The sequence below is a fragment of the Agrobacterium salinitolerans genome, from assembly GCF_027498475.1.
Classification (GTDB): Bacteria; Pseudomonadota; Alphaproteobacteria; order Rhizobiales; family Rhizobiaceae; genus Agrobacterium; species Agrobacterium salinitolerans.
Genome location: NZ_JAPZLN010000005.1, coordinates 342,855 through 360,857, shown reverse-complemented (window position 1 = coordinate 360,857; position 18,003 = coordinate 342,855). Strand labels below are relative to the sequence as shown.

Below are 18,003 nucleotides of genomic sequence, written 5' to 3'. Positions count from 1 at the left end.
GGGCTACTTGTGAGGTGCCTCATCCTTACGGCATCTAGATGCCTGGAACGAGCGTTCCGTCCTGCAGCATGCACCTTGGCTTGGCCGGCTTTTTGCTGCCTCAATCTTGCGGGAAGCGGGCATCACCACCGGCCTTCGCCTCGCCGCCATCAATCTCGGCCTGAAAACCATCCCCGTCGATCGGCGCCGGCATCGTAATCGAGACACGCGGCTCCTTGCCGTCGCCCAGGGATTTTTGGCGGCCGCCGAGATCGGCATGAATGAGCATGACCGGCTGACCGTGGTAAAAACGATGTTCGACAGAAAACTGGACGGGCGGCGGGCGTCTTCAAAGCTGCCGGAACTTGTCGAGCTCGTTATGGCGAAGCCATTCGTATCAGCAACGATCTTGGCGAAGACGCTGGATGTCATGCTGCAGGGCGGCGCGTCGGATAGTTAGCGAGCTCGGGATGCGCGAGAAGACGAGGCGGAGGTTTCGGGCCCGGGGTGTATTGTAATAAGCAGATAGCGACCTGACATCGTGGTCTGGAATATCGCTGGCCTCATAATCGGTCCAGGTTCTCTGGTTTGTCATGGACCGGCAAAAATCGGCAAAATATGGTCACCTTCGCGAGCATGGAACAACTGTTTCCCGACAGCAACAGAGAGTTGGAAGACGTCGCCATCGAACTTACCTCGGCAGCCCATCGGTTCGCGGCACGGCTGCACCCGATTATGTGGGCGTCGGTCGGAGGCTCTGTGCGTTAGATGAACTGTTATTGCTCGAATATCATTGAAGGGCACAACACGCTTCCTATCGACATCGACCGCGCAATGGCGGGTGAGTATGCGCAAGAACCTGAGAAGCGGAACCTTCAGCTTGAGGCGCGTGCCCATATTGAAGTGCAGCAGTTGATCGATAGCAGCGAAATGCCTTTTCCTGTTTTATCGCTCGACGGCATCTGCTGGACACACGGAGAATTCTGCCGACGGTTACCCGATGAGCTGCTTACGGTCCGCAATCCAGACACGGCCGCAGAAATCAAAATGGTTCCAGGGCAAATGAGAACACAACATGTGAAGGTCGGCGAACACATTGCGCCGGGTCCTGACATGATCAGGCCGCTGATTGGGCGGTTTGAAGATGCGTTCCAAGCTGCAGAAGATCATCGGGGTTGGCGCATCTCATCATCGCCTCGCATGGATCCAGCCGTTCTTTGACGGTAATGACCCATGATGCACTGTCGACGCGTCCAGCTCAGCAGGGATTAGATCGGAAAGCCGAAAATGGACTCGCATGGCGCTGATCCTCCTTCGAAAACAGGGCCAATTGAATGCAGAACATCAGCTAGATTGAGTTAGCTCCCCTTTTGGTAGCCGATAAGGGGGCCCGTTACGATGCCGATTGACAGAGGTAATGAAGCAATAGGAGTTACCTGTTTGGCAGGGGGAAAATACCTGATCTCCGGCTGGAAAGGTGGATTTTTGGCTCCCCAGCGCCTGGCTCTTTCCTGCTTCAGCGAAAATAGGGTCTGGCCCGCGAGCCTACGCCCCCCATCGCCACCTGGAAAACACACGTAAAGGTCGTTTATCTTCGCCCTTACTGGTCTGGCAAGTAAATAATCTTTCCTCGATTCGGTGTAATTGGTGCCAACGCCGGCAAATTGCTACAGGCCGAAATAATCATCTGTGATTTTTCTCATTCCATACTCCGACGAATCAAATTGCCTGCAGCCGGCTGCCTGCTTAACTTCGGCCGGAAGAAATAAACCAGCGATGGCAAACACTTAAATATAATACTGACCTAAAGTATCGACCTTTGAATTCGCTCTGGCCAGCACAGCTCGAGCTCCAATCTCAGCGAAATTCAACGCATAACTGATGCAAATTGGTAACTCAATTCTCATTCTTTTTATAAGCGCGCCAGAGTTGTCTTGCAAATTACTCTCTATTGATTAATGCGTCGCATTGGGCAACATGGGGTTGAAGTTTATTGATGACCAGATATCTGGCCAGAGCGCGATTTGTCGTTCCGGCAGCTACCAAATCATCTGCAGTATGTGGTTTCGACAGGAAGGTGATCGGCGGTATCGCACCGGCCTCCCCCGCGTTGCGAAACTCGGTCGTCGTTCTCTGCGCAGCTCTTTGCTTTGCTCCACAAGCGGCATTGTCACGGGATGATCTCAAAGGGCGGCCGCCGGCGGAGGCAAACACAGGCCAGGCAGATTCAGGTGTTGCTGTATCGGAGGAGCCTGCCCTTACGATCCAGACATTTGCCGGCCCCGCATCTGATAATGCGACGTCCGGTGCTTCGCCATGTTTCCCCGTGGACACGATCCGCATCGAAGGCGGCCACGAACTCATTGACAGTGAAGCCGTGGAGGACGTGACAAGACCCTTCGCATTGTCCTGCCAGAGCAACGAAAGCGTCGGCGGATTGCTCAAGGCGGTAAACGGCCTTTTTGCCGACAGGGGTTTTGCCACGACGCAGGCCTGGTTGCCGGAGCAGGACATTGCCGCCAGCAGGACGCTGGTCCTGCGCGTTGTGCCCGGTCGGATCGATGCTGTTCTCTACAAAGAGGAGCAGCAGCCTTATAAGGGGTTCTTTCCCCGGATGGCGGAATTGAGTGGCAAGGTTGCAAGCTCCACGTCCATTTCCGAATTCGTGCAACAGGCAGATGCCTGGTGGGAGGGCCTTGATGACGATCTCGAACGCCTGACCTTGCTGCCGCCGTCCGCCCGGATCGCCATGACTGGCACAATTGCCAAAGACGATGTCCTGCATGTCGATCGCCTGCAGGACACACTTGATAGCCTCAACAGGGTTCCTTCTAACAAGGCCAAGGCGGAGCTTGTTCCGGGCAAGAGGCCGGCGACCTCCGACGTGCAGATCACGAACCGCGTCAATGACGCGTTCAGGCTCTACGGCGGCTACGACACGGAATCCATCGAAGGCGTTGACAAGTTGCGCTTCGGGATCACGGCGGAAAAAGACAATCTCATCGGCATCAACGACATGTGGGGGCTGACGCTTAAAAGCGGCGTCGAGACCAACGAACTGAGTGGCGATTTCGCGGTTCCCATCGGACGCGCCACAATGAGGCTGAAGGGCGACTGGTCCGAAAACATGATCGACCTCGGCCCGCTTTCCGAGTTGTTCATGACGACCTGGAACGTCAGCGCAGGTGCCGACTGGATCGTTCATTCATCGCGCACGGAGCGGCTCGTCGCCGATTTCACAGTCACGCATCGCGAACAGAACCGCTACATCAACGGCGTTGCGCTGATGGATCAGCGCGTTTCTCCAGTTCAAGCGGGTCTGACTTACAGCCGTTTCTTCGAACGCGCCAACGTGTCGGCCCGGATCGGTGCCAGCCAGGGGCTGTCCATCTTCAATGCACGCGACGATGCCGACGATATCGACGCCTCCACACCCCACAGCCAGTTTACAAAGCTGGATGCATCTCTTTCGGGGTCTTATGTCTTTCCCGGGCGCGCCTCCGTTTCCTCCAGCCTGTCAACGCAATGGGCGGCAACCGCGCTTTATTCCGACGACCAGATGACAATCGGCTCGCGCAGCTCGGTACGGGGCTTTTCCAACGGAAGCTTCAAGGCTGACCGGGGTGCGGTGTGGCGCAACGAGGTCGCATTCGCCATGCCGATCGATTTGCTTTTGGGGAAAGCCGGATCAGGCACACAGCCGGACAGCCAGGGTCCAGTGCAAATATCCGCCCCATCGTCGGAATGGGCGCGAACGACCCTCTCCCGTCTCAACCCTTATCTCTTTCTCGACGCAGGGCTGGGCCGCGACGTTGCCAATGAAGTCACCGGATACCGGGTCGGCAGTGGTGTGGGCCTGCGATATGGCGGCCCAAGGCTTTCTTTCGATGTCGGCTACGCCTGGCGGGTTGCCGAAGACAGCCGAAGCCGGCGCGTGAACGAAGAAAAGGGCGAGTTGTTCATGACACTGCGTTTGAAGGTTTTTTGAGCCATGCCTTTTTTGTTCGATCTTCCCTCAAGAGATGCTGACGATAATCACCTCACGTTTGCGCTGTGCCGCCGGCGGGTCTCATCAGTATCCGGAATTGGCATGGCGGCGCTTGTTGCCGTTGGATTGCTGCTGATCGCTCCTGCGGCGAAAGCAAATGTGGATGACGGCAAGGCTCCCGCTGTCCGGGGAGAGACTTCCGGGGTTGCGGCAGAAGCAGTCGTAGATACTAGGCGTTATGGCGATTGGGAACTGGTCTGCAAGCCACAGGCGGCTGCCGACACCCCGAAAGCGGAAAGCGCGACATGCCGTCTCCAGCAGGCCCAGGCCGTCAACGGCGGAAAGGATGTCGTCTTTCTGTTCAATATTGCGAGGCAGGGAAAACAGCGCGTCGCGATCATTTCGACGCCCCTGAACGTCTATCTGCCGGCAGGTCTGGAGTTGAAGATCGATGGCGGGCAGACACAGCGCGTTATCTTCGAGACCTGCAATATTTCCGGATGCCACGCCGGCTTTGCTCTCAACGGCTCGCTGCTCGGCGCATTGCGCAAGGGAAATGTTCTGACGGTCGCTCTCAAGGACACCAAGGCAACCACCATTCCGCTCAAGGTTTCACTCAACGGGATCAGCGCCGGTATCGACGCGCTGGATGCGGCAATACCATGAGACCAGACAGGAAGATATGCGCAGGGATAGCTCGCCATGTGCTGCTTGCCGGACTGATGGCGGCAGGCTGGCTATCGATGGCAGGACAAGGGTTGGCGGCACCCGGCGAGTTCAAGGACTGCACGGGCAGGATCGAAGAAGTGTCCAACAGCCGCCCGATCTCTTTTGCCGATCTGGCCGGTCGCGTCGGCAAGGTGGATTACCTGCTCTTTGGCGAACGGCATGGCGTCAGGGAGCAGGCGGTTGCGTCGTCCTGTGTGATGTCGGCAATGGCAAAGGATGATCGTCCCGTAACCGTCGTGATGGAAATGCTCTCGCGCGACGATGATGCGGCAATTGCCCTCTATCGCAAAAAACATCCGGAAACACCGGCCGGGCTCGGCGCAGAACTTAAATGGTGGACGCGAGGCTGGCCAGCCTTCGACAACTGGTTGCCGCTCGTTGAGCGCATATTCAGCCTTCGCGTTCCGTTACGTGGCGGCGATCTGGCGGAGAAAGACGGACGCACGGGTGAACTGACGCCAAACGAGAAAAAGGCGATCCGCAAACGGCTCGGTGCAGCCGAAACCGCAGTCCGCGAGAGCTGGACGAAGGCAATGATGGCAGCGCATTGCGGACTGATCTCGGACCGGCAGGCCGCGCAGAACGCCGACCATCAGATTCGCCGCGATCTTTCCATGGCCGGCGCTGCGGAGCAGGCCCGCGCGTTGAAGCATGGTGTTTTACTGCAGGTCGGTCGTGGCCACGGCCGCAAGGACCGCTCTCTTTATCATGTCCTTGCCCAGGCAGACGCGTCGGTTCTGACCGTTGGCGCTTTCGCCGAAGGTGAAAATATCACCGACGAGGAGCGCCTCCTCTACGATTACCTGTGGATCGTCGGCAAGGCTGAACTGGTCGACCCGTGCAAACTGACAGGACTGACGAGCAAGACAGGGGGGCCCATCTCCAGATGAGACGTACGTTCAAGTTGGCGAACATGAAGCATTCCCTTGCAGCTAGCCTGTCCTTGTTGCTGTGCGGTGTTGCGCAGCCCGCCGTCGCGCAGGTCATTCCCGACGGTGGCAGCAATACGAGGACGAGCGCCGATGTCGTGACCGGTGCAACGACGGTTCATATAGCCGACCCGGTCGGCAGCCCCGGATCCACCATCAGCCACAATACTTATACGGAGTTTTCTGTCAGCCCTCTCGGGGTCAATCTCGACAACAGTACGGTCCATGCACGCACGATCCTGAACGAAGTGACGTCTTCCCGCATCTCCAATCTTAATGGCCCGCTGAGGGTGGTAGGCGACCCCGCGCATGTCATCATTGCCAATCCCAACGGCATTTCCGTGAACGGCGCATCCTTCCACAACACCGGCGGCGTCGTACTTTCCACCGGCAAGGCGTCGATCGTAAGTCGACAGATCACACCGACGTCCTATCAAGATAATATTGTACTCAAGACTGCCGACGGTGCGATCAATGTCGGTCCTGGCGGTTTGTCTGGCGCCATGAGTACTCTGCAAATGCTGGCAGGCCGTATCCGCATCGACGGCCCTGTCGAAAACAGCTCTCCTCAATTGCGCTCGTCTATAGAACTGACCGCCGGCGGCAGTTCCGTCGAATACGATTCAGCGATCGTGCCGAACTCCGATCTCGAGAACTGGGGACGGATGACAGATGAGGGAAGCAACGACAATTCTCTCGCCATTGAAATAACCTCGCGCGGGACGCTGAAGGCCAATACGGTCCGCATTCGCGCCACCAGCAATGGCGCAGGTGTCAGCCACGCAGGCAACGGGCTCGCGGCATTTGGCGATTTCGTTATCGATGCATCCGGCAAGGTCACGACGAGCGGGTCGATTGAAGCGAAGCGCAATGTCCACATTAACGCAGGCTCGATAGAGGCCCGTTCACTGGCCAGTCAGCCTCAAAGCAGAATCGAAGCCATCAACGGCGCATTGACGCTTCTTGCCGGAACGGGTGACATCACAAATACCGGTGTTCTGATGAGCGGGAAAAGCCAGGCATTCGTCAAAGCCGCTGGCGATGTAAAACTGTTGACCGAAAATACCGATCAACTGGCAATCGTCTTTGGTTCAGAGGGAAGGCTTGATGTGCAGGCCGAAGGCTCCGTTATCAACAACACGGGCAGACTCCTCTCCAACAGCGAGACGACAATCGATGCAGGCAAGGACATCCTTAATATTGCGGACATCCTGAACGTGGAAGGTGTCTGGCATTACCAGAAGGACGACGGCAAACGCCTCTGGTACACAGCGTGGCAATCACGCGAAACGACCGAAACCATCAGCATAAACTACGGCCAGCCGCGTCTACCCGGCCGACAAGCATATATAATCGGCAGTAGCGTTTCGGTGAAGGCTGGCGATAACATCGTCAACCGCGGCAGTTCGATCAATGCTGATTCCGGGTCGGTGTATATTGAAGGCAGTAGCATCCTTAATGAGGGTGGCCTGTCCGGCTCCCTGCAATTCGTCAAGCGCTGCAGGTTGACCTGCATCGGTTATGGCTCATCCACGACAGGTGTCGCGGGTGGCGCCATCAATGCCAACGGCAATATCGAATTGCGCGCCTCATCCTCAATCCTGAACAGATATGGCCAGATCGTTAGCTATGGCAGCATCAACGCGACTGCTCCCTCCGTGGTGCTGGAGGGCGGCTCGATCCCGACCGTCGTTCAGCGTCCAACCGGCCTCTATAATTTCTGGGGCGGATCGACCGCTTGGATCGGGACCGGCGATCAGGGCGGTGTCTTTGATGCACCCCAGGGCAGCATCACGATCAATGCCTTCCGCCCGGTTCAGGTGACTGCGGGCGCGCTACGGGCGAGAGATGGTGTCTTCGCCTCCTCAGGTATCGAAACCTTCAAGGAAACAGCAGGCGAAGAATACCCGTTTGGCCTCGACTCCATCGGGCTCTTCCCGGGGATGGTCGGTAGATGATGGCGGCCCGAATTCACCGGAAATCGCCGTTCTTGCTCGCCGTGACGCCCAAACTCACGGTGCTGAAAAAAGACGAAATTGCTCTCGGGGCTAACCCGGAAAATCCCGATCAAGGAGTTCAATCCATGCGCAACACACCATGCCGCCGATCCGTCCTCACCTCTCTGGCCATTATCGCCCTCATGGGCACTTTGGGTTTGGCGCAACCCGCAACGGCTGGCTCTCTTGAAGATGGCAGGGCGCTTCTGGAAAAGAAGGATTTTACCAATGCCGCAAAGGCTTTTGCCGACGGTTTTGACAAGGGCGATGGAGAAGCCGGCTTTCATCTGGCGCGCATGGTCGAGCTCGGTGTGGGTTTTACGCCCGACGCGGTGAAAGCGCGGGCTCTCTATATCGCTGCGGCGGAAAAGGGTTCGGCTGCGTCGATGAACCGGCTGGGGCTCATGCATCTCCGCGGCGAAAATGTCCGCCAGGATTTTGCTGCCGCAGCGGAACTGATCTGCAAAGCCGCCGATCTCGGCAACCCGGAAGCCCAGTTCAATTGCGCAGGTCTTGCTCTCGATGGTCTCGGCCGCGCCGAGGATGCCGCAATTGCCTTCGGTTATTACGAGAAGGCCTCGCAACATGGCCACACCGGCGCGCGCAACATGGAGGCCGCACTGCTTCGCACCGGCACCGGGACCGAACAGGACCTTACCAGGGCCGTAAAGCTGTTCGAACAGGGCGCATCCCTCGGAAACCCGGTCTCGCTCTACGGTTTTGCCGAAATGCTGGAAAAGGGTGAAGGCGTGGCTGCCGATCCGATCCGCGCCCACCTCTATTACAACCTCGCCAATGAACGCGGACATCCCGGCGCACGTGCCGCTCTCGAGCGCCTGACAGCGAGCATGACACCGACAGAGATTGAGGACGCGCAGGCGCGCGCCCGCAACTGGAAACCGGCTCAGGCCGTGGAAGCAAATTGATCAATCACATTGAATTTCGAGAGGGACTATGAAGATCACGACGATTTTTATCGCGGCGGGGGCTGCACTTTTATTGGCGGGTTGCCAGACGGCAAAGCCGCTTTCTCCGGAGCAACAGGCGAAACAGGACGAATATAACCGCGAGAATGACCGGGTCGCCAAGGCGGATTGCGGACTGGTGGATTTGCTCAATCAGCGCAGGACCAAGGTGGATGAGAAGCCACTGCATGCACCCGACTGCGCTTATATGCGCAGGAACAATACTCTTGTGGGTTTCGACGGCCGCCCGACGCCATTGCCGAATTTTGCCTTCAACGGGATTCCCGTGCCGATTGGCGGTGTCGTTGCACTCGCCCAGGCGGCGGAAAAGGCGACCAACGAGGAACGCGCAAAGAAAACGCAAATACCAGCCGATCTGAAATCCGAGGATGGAGCAATCGTTTATCGGAAGATGATCCTTCGCGGGTTCAAGGAGGCCGAGGTTGCCGCAGTCGCTGACACTGCAGCTTTCTCTCACGCGGCCGTAGCGACGGGTCGCGGTCGGCAATATCTGGCGTCAGGCGCGAGGTAAGCCATGCACGTTACATTTGTCGGCAAGGCGTTGATCACATTCAGCCTGATTGGACTTGTCGGATGTCAGGGGGCTGCTCCGTCTGCTGAACAGGCAGCCAGGCGGGAAAAAATCGAACAAGCGAATCTGCGCAACGCACAGGCGTTTTGCACGATGATCGATGAGGCAAATCGATTGACAATCGCCCGCCGGCAGATGCCGCCTGAAAACGACGATTGCGCCTATTTCAGGCGCAACGGCACCCTTGTCGGCTACAGTCCGGCGGTCCGAAACCAATATACGGGCTTCTTCGACAATCTGCGGGATGTCGCGGCCTACGGTCGCGCGCAGAAGGCAGCGTTGCCGGTCTCGGTGAAAAACGACCCGGATGCTTCGGATATCTATCGCAAATTGCTGATCCGCGGTTTTGACGAGGAGATTGCCGGTGAAGTGTCGCGTTCGCGCGCGTTCCTTGAGGCAGCTATCGCCTTCCGGCACGCACGGCAGTCGCAAGGAATAAAATAATGGCTTGTTTGAAGATGACGCGTCTCCTTCCCGTTTTCCTCTCGCTGGCCCTGGCTGCCGGTTGCCGGCCCACCGATCCACAACCGGTCGCGACACTGAACGGGGAAAAGATCATGTCGGCGACGTGCACCAATTCGATCATCACCCCGACGGAGCGATCCTGCAAAAAAGTGCTCCTCGAAAAATGCAGGCCGGGCGCGACAATTGCCAGTGTGAGGGAAACATCCCGCCCGGTTTACCGCCATCCGGGATGGACCACGCAATATATGTGGACCGTCCTCATCAAGAACTGCTGACGACCCCGGGTTTGCGCCTGCGCGAATACGAATTCAATTGCCCTTGCTGTTGGGAGTATCCGAATGAAAACGATGATGGTCAAAGTGCTGATCCGCAAGTCCAGACCGGGCAAGCTGATCAAGAAAGCGACCGCATTGATGACGTCGGTAAGCCTCGTGCTGACGACGATCGCCAGTTCATTTGCACCCGCCAGCGCGCAGGTCATCACAGATCCGACCGCGCCAATTGAGTTTCGTCCAAACGTGGCATCTTCGGGAAACGGAACGCCGACACTCAACATCGTCAAGCCGTCGAGCGGCGGTGTCAGCCACAACAAATTGCGCGAGTACAATATCGATACGCGCGGGCTGATCCTGAACAATTCCGGGCTTGGCGGAACCTCGATCATCGGCGGCAAGGTTGAATCCAATCCCAATCTCGTCGGTGGCAGTTCAGCCAAGATCATCGTCAACGAAGTAACCGGCAGCAGACGTTCCAACCTCAATGGCGTGACTGAGGTTTTTGGTTCAAAGGCTGACGTGATAGTGGCCAATCCCAATGGCATCGATTGCATGGGTTGCGGGTTTATCAACACCGGTCGCGCGACGCTGACCACCGGAACACCGATTATCGACTACAATGCCGGCACGGTGGGGCTGGAGACCCGGTCAGGCGACATCACCATTTCCGGTGCCGGTGTTTCGGCCGCCGACGGCCAATCGCCGGACGAGATCCGGCTTGATGCAAAGTCACTCCGGATCGATGGCCTGATCGATGCGCGGGGTCGTATCGACCTCAAGGCCGGTTCCAATCGTACGGACGGTTCGACGGACAAAACGAAGGCCATCCCCGGCGATCCCGTGGGCCAGGGGATCGTTTCGAGCGCGGCAGGCGTTGTACGCGCGGCATCGATTGCGGCCCTTTCAAGCGATCTGAACACAGGTATTTCGCTTGCTGGCAACATACAGGCTCTTGGTATGCTCGATGCCAATGGCGCACTCCTGCCGGGTGCACTTTCGCTTGTCTCCGCCGGGCAGATCCAGTTGGTGTCGGGCGGTGTGGCCGGCAACGCCGACCTTCGTGCAGCAGGCGCGCTTCAGATTGCGCGCGATCTCGCGGCCCAGGGAGAAATCTCCGTCACTGCCCGCGATGTTTCTCTGCTCGATACGGCAACCGTAGAAGGCGGGCGCGGCCTCTCCATCGTTGCGAGTGCTGACATCGTTTCCGCTGCCGTCCTCAAATCCGGCGGTGCGATGACAGTGGAAGCGGGCAGCAACGCCTCTCTGTCCGGTATTATCGCCAGCGTCGGCAATATGAACCTGCGCGCGACAGACAAACTTGCCTCCGACACGGCAACCCTTGTTGCGCCGAACATCGACATCAGGGCGAAGGACGTGGCGCTGACCTCGACCTGGTTCGAACCGGAAAACCAGGGTTCGATCACGGCAACCAATGTCGAGATCGGTGATGGCACTCAGTTCAAAAAGACCTCCAAGGTATTTATCAACGCAGCTGAAGAGCTGACCATCGGCACCCGGATCGATACGGGGGAATATTCCAAGCTTTTCATGGTTTTCCGGGATCTGGCTATTTCGAACACCGGTGTGTTCACGACGGGCGATCACCTGTTCGATGTCCGCAATTTCAGGAATGCCGGCGTACTCCTTTCAAGCGGCCAACTCGCGATCAACGCTCAGCAGGCAATCGTTGATGCAATGGGTGTGATCAAGGCCGGAACACTCAGGATAACGACCACAGGCAATCTCACCAACCTGGGAAGCCTCCTCTCCGAAACGACGCTTACGCTTCTTTCTGACGGAAGCGTAACAAATGACGGAAAGATCACTGCAGCAGGTGAACTTGAACTCGATGCCGTAAATTATATCGCCAACTCGCAGGGGGCTCAATTGGCTGCCCGGAAGGCAGCGCTGATCCTCGGAAGCGAGCTCCGCAACAACGGAGCGATTAGCGCACTCGAAACCGTCGATATCACCGCCGGCGGCGCGATCACGAATACCGGTGCGATCCGATCCAATGCAGACCTCACTCTCGTGGCGGCTGATCTCCTCAATTCCGGTGCGTCGGCATTGATCGTGACATATGCGGCAAACGTAGACATCACCCTTTCGGGCACTCTACGCAATGCGGGTCTGATTGCTGCGTCTGGGGATTTGATCTTGCAGGCGGGACAGGGAGTGCAAAATGCCACAAGCGGCGAAATCGTCGCCAAGACAATAGAGACCAGGGTCGTTGGTGATCTGGTCAATCTCGGCAAACTCGTTTCTGATACAACGTTGAACGCAACCGTTTCCGGTCTTCTCGCCAACAGCGGTTCTATCCATGCCGCCAGTGATCTGGAGCTGACTGTAGGCGATCTGATCAACAGTGGCGCGGGTTCAATCGTATCCAGCCGGACGTTGAGGCTTTCGGCAGACACCACTTTGTCGAACTCCGGTCTTCTGCAAGGTCGCGAGGGGTTTTCAGGTTCGGCTGAGAAGCTCGATAACCAGCAGACGGGGCGTATCTATGCCGGTTCGACACGCCAGACAGAAAATGGGCTCGTACCCGTTGGCGAACTGACCGTAAACCTCTCCGGAACTCTCTCCAATCTCGGGCAGATTATTTCGGCCAACGGTGCCCTGCTTTCAGCGGCAGCGAGCCTTGGTAACAGCGGATCAATCGAGGCCGGTGGAAACCTGCGTCTGCAGACTTACAGCTATATTCCCGGCTCTTCGTCTGCCCGCCTGGTGGCCCGCAATCTCGATCTCATCCTTGGATCGTCCTTCGCGAATGCAGGGTTGCTTACCGTCGCCGGCAAGCTTGGTCTCGATGTCAAAGGCAATCTTGTCAACGGCGCCACGGGTAAAATCGATGCCGGCGCGATAGAGGCCAGTGTCAGTGGAAACCTGCACAATCTTGGTTCGATCCTGACACCCGGAACACTGGACGTTGTGGTTGGCGGTCTGCTGAGAAACGAAGCGCTGATCCATGCCGGGACAGGATTGAAAGCCCAGGCCGCGTCGCTCGCCAATGTCGGGACCAATGCCGCAATCAAATCCAGTGGCAACATGATCCTCGAGGTCCGCGGCAATCTCGATAACAGCCTCGGCCGTATATTCGCCGGCGGCAATCTTGCAATCGAGGTCCTGGCAACGCTGACGAACGCATCGGCCCGTATCGAAAGCGGCGCCGACATGCAGGTAAAGGCGACGGCACTGATCAATACCGCATTGGATGGTACGGACAGCGCGCAGGACTATTACCAGCTCGGTGACCTCAGCATCCTCTATGCGACCGAGCGCACCAGCAGCCCCGCGCGGTACTGGGGAACGATGACTGCCACGCGCGACGAGTTCTCCGGGATTGTTCGCGTTCGATTGCCCGGCACGATCCGCGCCGGCGCAAACATGGCGATTTCAGGTAATGCTCTTGAAAACCGCGAAGGTCGTATTCTCGCGGTCAAGGACCTCTCCATCGACGTGAACCGTATCCTCAACGACATGGTCACCAGCAACGTCGATCACTATCGCGTGCAATGGGGCGGCGTCCGGGGCTTCATGGATAACGGGTCCGGCAAGTTCCATGCGCCCGTTGGCGCCGATCCGCGATGGTTCGTGGCACAATTCAACGCCGCCGTTTTCAAGGACCCGGCGCTTGCCGAACGCGCTGAAGGCGGCAACCGGATGATTGTCATTTCCAAGGGCAAGTCTCCGGTGACGATCACCTATTCGGGCAAACAGAAATACAGGGATGGCGTCATCAACGGAGGTGCCGTCCAGGTCATCGAATACGCGGACGCAGCAAGTCTGCTTGATCTGGCTGCACTCGGTATCGATCCGAACAACATCCCCGACGTGATCATGATCGGCAGCCGTATGGCCGAGGTCGGGACTGGACCTTACGGCAACGCCACGAAAACATATGTGGGAACCGCCACGGTCGGTGTCGGCTCCATGATAAAGTCCGGCGGCTCTCTGATGATCGATGGCGGCGCTGCGATCACCAATCGCGGCACGCTTTCGGGAAGCCTCGTGTCCATTGAGGCCGGAGAATTGCAAAACGGCCTCGGCACACCCGGCGGTATCGATGGTTCCGGTTTTGGCAATTATAGCGGCACGACGCCTGGTGGTATCGGTGGCAACGCCGCAGGCCAGTTGGGCATCGTCAACTTTGTGCTCGATGATGTCTCGGTTCCGCCTCTTGACCTCGGGGCTTTCGAAGCGCGCAATCTCCACAGCATCAACGCCTCCGATTTCGGCAACCTCGTGCGCGTTACCGGCTCGGCCGAAGCTGCACGCCTGCTCGGCTCGGCGCGCATAGATGGCGCGGCGCTCACCTTCTATGCGGATCCAGTCGCGGAAGCGAAGGCTCTCGCCGAAGCGGCCCGCCAGCAGGCTGGTACGCATCTGGTTATCGATCCTTCCCTGTCCGTAGAAGAGCAACGGGAGCAGCTTTACCGCAATGCGGCGGAATTCGCGGCGAGCACCGGTGCGCAATACGGCGTGGCTTTGACCGAGGCGCAGCGCGCTGCTCTCGAAAAGCCGATCGTATGGCATGAAACCCGCATCATCGACGGCAAGCCTGTGCTCGTCCCGCGCCTCTACTTGCCCTCGCAGGATGAACTGTTGCGCGGCGGACGAGGCGCCGGCCTGATCGCCGCCGATGATCTCCTGATCGATATCGACGGCAAGCTCAACAACAGCGGTGCGATCGTAGCCTCCGGGCTCGCTTCGATTTCCGCCTCCTCTATCCTTAACCAGCGTCTGATCGACCTCGATGAGCGTGACCGTGCACTTGCCGGAGGACGCGGGGACAGCGGCCTGATTTCGGCGGGCACTCTGTTCATGGCAACCGATGGCGATCTCCTGAACCGGGGGGGCACACTTGCCTCGGCTGGCAACATCGACCTCAGGGTCGGCGGCTCGCTGATCAACGAAACAGAGCGTTATACCCGTACCGTCGATTCACAGGATGGTTGTGTCGGCAAGGCCTGCGGCACCCTGCGTACCGACTACAATGTTGCATCCATCACGGCCGGACGGGATCTGACCGTCATCGCCGACCTGGATATCGTCAATAGCGGCGGTACACTCGGCTCCGTCACCGACATGCTGCTCGCAGCCGGTCGCGATGTGACCTTCGAGACGCTGAAGGACAGTTTCGTCGCTGAAGATTACAAGAAGCGCGGCTTCCTGTCGGGTGTCACGGTGCTGCGCAACGAGATCACCACCGCCGAGGCCAGCGCCCAGTCGCTGGTTGGCGATGTCTCGATCCTTGCGGGCTACGGCGTATGCGACGGTGGCAGCCTGTGCGCGAAGGGAACCGCTCCTGGCGATGTTCTTCTGAACGGTGCGCTGGTCAGCGCCTTCGACAAGCTCTCGATCGACGCCACCGGCAAAATCGACATGGGTGTCGTCAGTGAGGAAGTCCATAACCGCTACAAGGAATGGGGTTTCAAGGGTCTGGGATGGGGCTCGGTCAAGCAGAGCTGGAACGATGTCGATACGACCGTCACCCGGCTTTCGGGCAATGACGTCTCGCTCAATGCCAAGGGTCCGATTACCGGAACGGGCGTGAAGATCGCCGCCGTCAACGATCTTCTGATGAAGACCGATGACACGATCCGGCTGGAAGCGGCGCAGGATGCGCTTTATTTCACGGAGAAGGGTTTTTACGTCGGGCTGAGTTTCCCGGGATCGGCCGGCATAGATGCTGCGCTGAAGGGCGGCTCCGGCGGCCAGATCCTGTCCGGCCTTGCCGGCATCAATCCGCTGACCGCCAAACTCGCGACGCTTGCCAATGCCGACAATGGACTTGCGGCGGGGCTGGCCGCCGTCAATCTGGCGACTACCGGAGCTTCCGTTTTCGGCGGTGCTGTGGATTCCACCCTCGGACCCAACAAGGGCGGTGTGGTTGGTTCCGCACTCGATCCCCTCAAATCTTTCAGAGATCCTGGAACAGGACAAATTACGGCAGGGTCGATAGCGAAGACTGTCGGCATTAACCTGTCCGTCTGGAAGAGCGAGCAGCGCTGGAGCGAGAGCCAGATTTCCGAGCTGACGGCTGGCGGCGATATCGTCATGAAGGCCGGGCTGGACGTCATTCTGGATCGGGGCACGAAGATGGTCTCCGGCGGCGATGTCTCCATCGATGCCGGCCGCGATATCCTCATGGCGGCGCTTGTCGATTACGCAAAGGACAAATCATCGTCCTTCGGCCTGCAGCTCTCCCTGTCCTCGATCGGCTTCGATATCGGCAAGTCGAAGGGCTATGACGAGACACTGACGAATGCCTCGATCACCGCCGCCGGCAATGTCTCGCTGACATCCGGCCGCGATACGTCGCTTCTGGGTGGCAACATCATCGGCAGGACGGTCGATCTGGATGTCGGGCGCGATCTCACCATCCTCTCGCCGCAGGCGCAGGGCTGGCGGGACGGCTTCTCCTTCGGCCTGACGGTTGGCGTCAACCCCGCCGACTGGAGTGTTCGCGGCTCGAAGGAGGACGGCTTCAAGGCATGGTCCTCCGGCTCGGGCATTGTCGCGGCACAGGGCATCGATATCAAGGTTGCCGAAGACACGACGCTGATCGGCGCACTGCTTCAGGCGACCGATGGCGATGTCAGCATCGATACCGGAACGCTCACTGTCGCCGACCTGAAGGACACCGACCAATACAAGAACGTTGGCGGGTCTATCGGCCTCAGTGGCGGTGGGCTGAACTCCGTCGGCTTCTCCTATGAAAAGAAGGACAAGCGGGGCGAAACCCGCACGACGCTTGCTGCGTCCGGTGATCTGAACGTCACCATTCGCGATGCCGACAAGGATGGTGTTGCCGGAACGGAAGCGGACAAGGCGGCCGCCGAGCAGCTTCTCGTTTCCATCAACAAGGATGCCTCGAAGTATCAGGAGATCACGAAGGACGACTACACCAAGCTGTCGGGTGAGCTTGATGTGCAGAACCTGATCGAGTTTGGCGATAATCTGAAGAAGATTCAGAACTATCAGCGGGCGCAGAACGCGGCAATTCCCGAAACTGTCGCGGCGCAAGGGCCGGAAGCCGTCGATCTTTATCGTGACGCTATCGTCCGCGGACTGACTGGAGCAGAGCTGCAGAACTATACCTCGTCAGAGGCTTTTGCGGCGCAGGTCGCCAACCGCACTGTTTATCGACAGTTGGAAGAACAAGGTGCCAATCCCGAAATCGTGGCGATGGCTCTTTTCCTGACCACGCAGGGCGAGCGTGTCTGGTTCGATGAAAGCTCAAAGACCTTTCAGGCAAATCTTGGTAATTGCGGGACGCAAGGTTTTGCCTCGCCCTGCGGTACAAATCTTGAGACGCTTGCCGAGCATGCCCGGAACAATCCTCAGCTCTTTGCGCAGGAAGTCCATCACATCATCGGCGATGCCGTCGCCGATGTTCTGGCTCGCTATGAGCCGACACTTGACGGCCATGCGATGTCTACTGGACAGAGTCGCGAATTCCAGGAAAGTCTGGCAACGGCGTATGCCTGTGCGATCGCGTGGAGTTCGCTCACTGGCGATCCGTCCTTTATCCGCAACCTGAACACCAGTCTGTCATCCATCGACAATCAGTCCGGCATCAATGCCTATCGCGGTATGGCGGGCATCGTACTTGAGAAGATTGGCCCAGCAGACCCTGCGACTGGCAAAGGTACACCAGTGGATCTCGCGTATGTCGATGACTGGATGGGGCAAGGAATCTCAAATGAAGGGGAGTTGGCAAACCGAGCGGATCGCAGAACAGCAGCCGGTATCGTGTTGAGCGGTGTTGTTGCCACGCCCACGAAAACATATCTTGACTATTCCCGGATTACGACCGCGAACCTCGCTAAAGGTCAATCGCCCGTTCCAAGAAGCCTTGAGGAGCAAATCGCATGGAAAGAAGTGTTGGCAAATCCGGCAGGTGGCACCTTATTGGATCTGAATAGTGATGTGCGTTTTCTCAAAATCAATGGATGGCAAAAAATGGAATACAGTACCAACACTTCGAGAGGGGCAATATCAATTCACTACCAATATAACACTATAACTGGAAAACCATACGATATCAAAGTCGTATCTAAGCCTCTTAAATAGATATA

9 protein-coding genes and 1 pseudogene are annotated in these 18,003 nt (G+C 57.9%); all 10 read left to right on the top strand.

From position 1 onward, the window contains the following. Window positions 1-34: 34 nt before the first annotated feature. A pseudogene (locus tag O9X91_RS19285) lies at window positions 35-497 on the top strand (DUF1612 domain-containing protein); the annotation flags it as partial. Window positions 498-747: 250 nt separating this feature from the next. Continuing rightward, on the top strand, window positions 748-1,200 hold the full coding sequence (locus tag O9X91_RS23845) for a hypothetical protein (RefSeq protein WP_306801666.1): 453 nt from the start codon (window positions 748-750) through the stop codon (window positions 1,198-1,200). 1,105 nt (window positions 1,201-2,305) lie between these two features. Further along, window positions 2,306-3,967, top strand: a complete 1,662-nt coding sequence (locus tag O9X91_RS19275) for a ShlB/FhaC/HecB family hemolysin secretion/activation protein (RefSeq protein ID WP_244614282.1) — start codon at window positions 2,306-2,308, stop codon at window positions 3,965-3,967. Between the two features lie 102 nt (window positions 3,968-4,069). Next, complete coding sequence (locus O9X91_RS19270) at window positions 4,070-4,633, top strand: invasion associated locus B family protein (RefSeq protein WP_142913877.1); 564 nt, start codon at window positions 4,070-4,072, stop codon at window positions 4,631-4,633. Continuing rightward, window positions 4,630-5,586 (top strand): ChaN family lipoprotein, encoded by a 957-nt coding sequence (locus O9X91_RS19265; RefSeq protein ID WP_269833903.1) that lies wholly within the window; start codon window positions 4,630-4,632, stop codon window positions 5,584-5,586. Before O9X91_RS19270 ends, O9X91_RS19265 begins: the two co-directional genes overlap by 4 nt. Then, complete coding sequence (locus O9X91_RS19260) at window positions 5,583-7,583, top strand: filamentous hemagglutinin N-terminal domain-containing protein (protein WP_244614284.1); 2,001 nt, start codon at window positions 5,583-5,585, stop codon at window positions 7,581-7,583. Before O9X91_RS19265 ends, O9X91_RS19260 begins: the two co-directional genes overlap by 4 nt. A 125-nt stretch (window positions 7,584-7,708) precedes the next feature. Continuing rightward, window positions 7,709-8,548, top strand: a complete 840-nt coding sequence (locus tag O9X91_RS19255) for a tetratricopeptide repeat protein (RefSeq protein WP_244614285.1) — start codon at window positions 7,709-7,711, stop codon at window positions 8,546-8,548. 28 nt (window positions 8,549-8,576) lie between these two features. Next, window positions 8,577-9,119 carry a hypothetical protein gene (locus O9X91_RS19250; protein WP_142913878.1) on the top strand — a complete coding sequence of 181 codons (543 nt, stop codon included), beginning with the start codon at window positions 8,577-8,579 and terminating at the stop codon, window positions 9,117-9,119. Between the two features lie 3 nt (window positions 9,120-9,122). Beyond that, the gene (locus O9X91_RS19245; protein ID WP_142913879.1) at window positions 9,123-9,623 is read left to right on the top strand and encodes a hypothetical protein; all 501 of its coding nucleotides are present in this window, start codon (window positions 9,123-9,125) and stop codon (window positions 9,621-9,623) included. Between the two features lie 359 nt (window positions 9,624-9,982). Then, window positions 9,983-17,998, top strand: coding sequence for a two-partner secretion domain-containing protein (locus O9X91_RS19240; RefSeq protein WP_269833904.1), 8,016 nt, complete (start codon window positions 9,983-9,985; stop codon window positions 17,996-17,998). The last annotated feature ends 5 nt before the right edge of the window (window positions 17,999-18,003 follow it).

Bases quoted from the DNA above. Each gene is read 5' to 3' on its own strand.
- O9X91_RS23845 (WP_306801666.1), top strand. From the start codon at position 748: ATGAACTGTTATTGCTCGAATATCATTGAAGGGCACAACACGCTTCCT.
- O9X91_RS19270 (WP_142913877.1), top strand. From the start codon at position 4,070: ATGGCGGCGCTTGTTGCCGTTGGATTGCTGCTGATCGCTCCTGCGGCG.
- O9X91_RS19265 (WP_269833903.1), top strand. From the start codon at position 4,630: ATGAGACCAGACAGGAAGATATGCGCAGGGATAGCTCGCCATGTGCTG.
- O9X91_RS19260 (WP_244614284.1), top strand. From the start codon at position 5,583: ATGAGACGTACGTTCAAGTTGGCGAACATGAAGCATTCCCTTGCAGCT.
- O9X91_RS19255 (WP_244614285.1), top strand. From the start codon at position 7,709: ATGCGCAACACACCATGCCGCCGATCCGTCCTCACCTCTCTGGCCATT.
- O9X91_RS19250 (WP_142913878.1), top strand. From the start codon at position 8,577: ATGAAGATCACGACGATTTTTATCGCGGCGGGGGCTGCACTTTTATTG.
- O9X91_RS19245 (WP_142913879.1), top strand. From the start codon at position 9,123: ATGCACGTTACATTTGTCGGCAAGGCGTTGATCACATTCAGCCTGATT.
- O9X91_RS19240 (WP_269833904.1), top strand. From the start codon at position 9,983: ATGAAAACGATGATGGTCAAAGTGCTGATCCGCAAGTCCAGACCGGGC.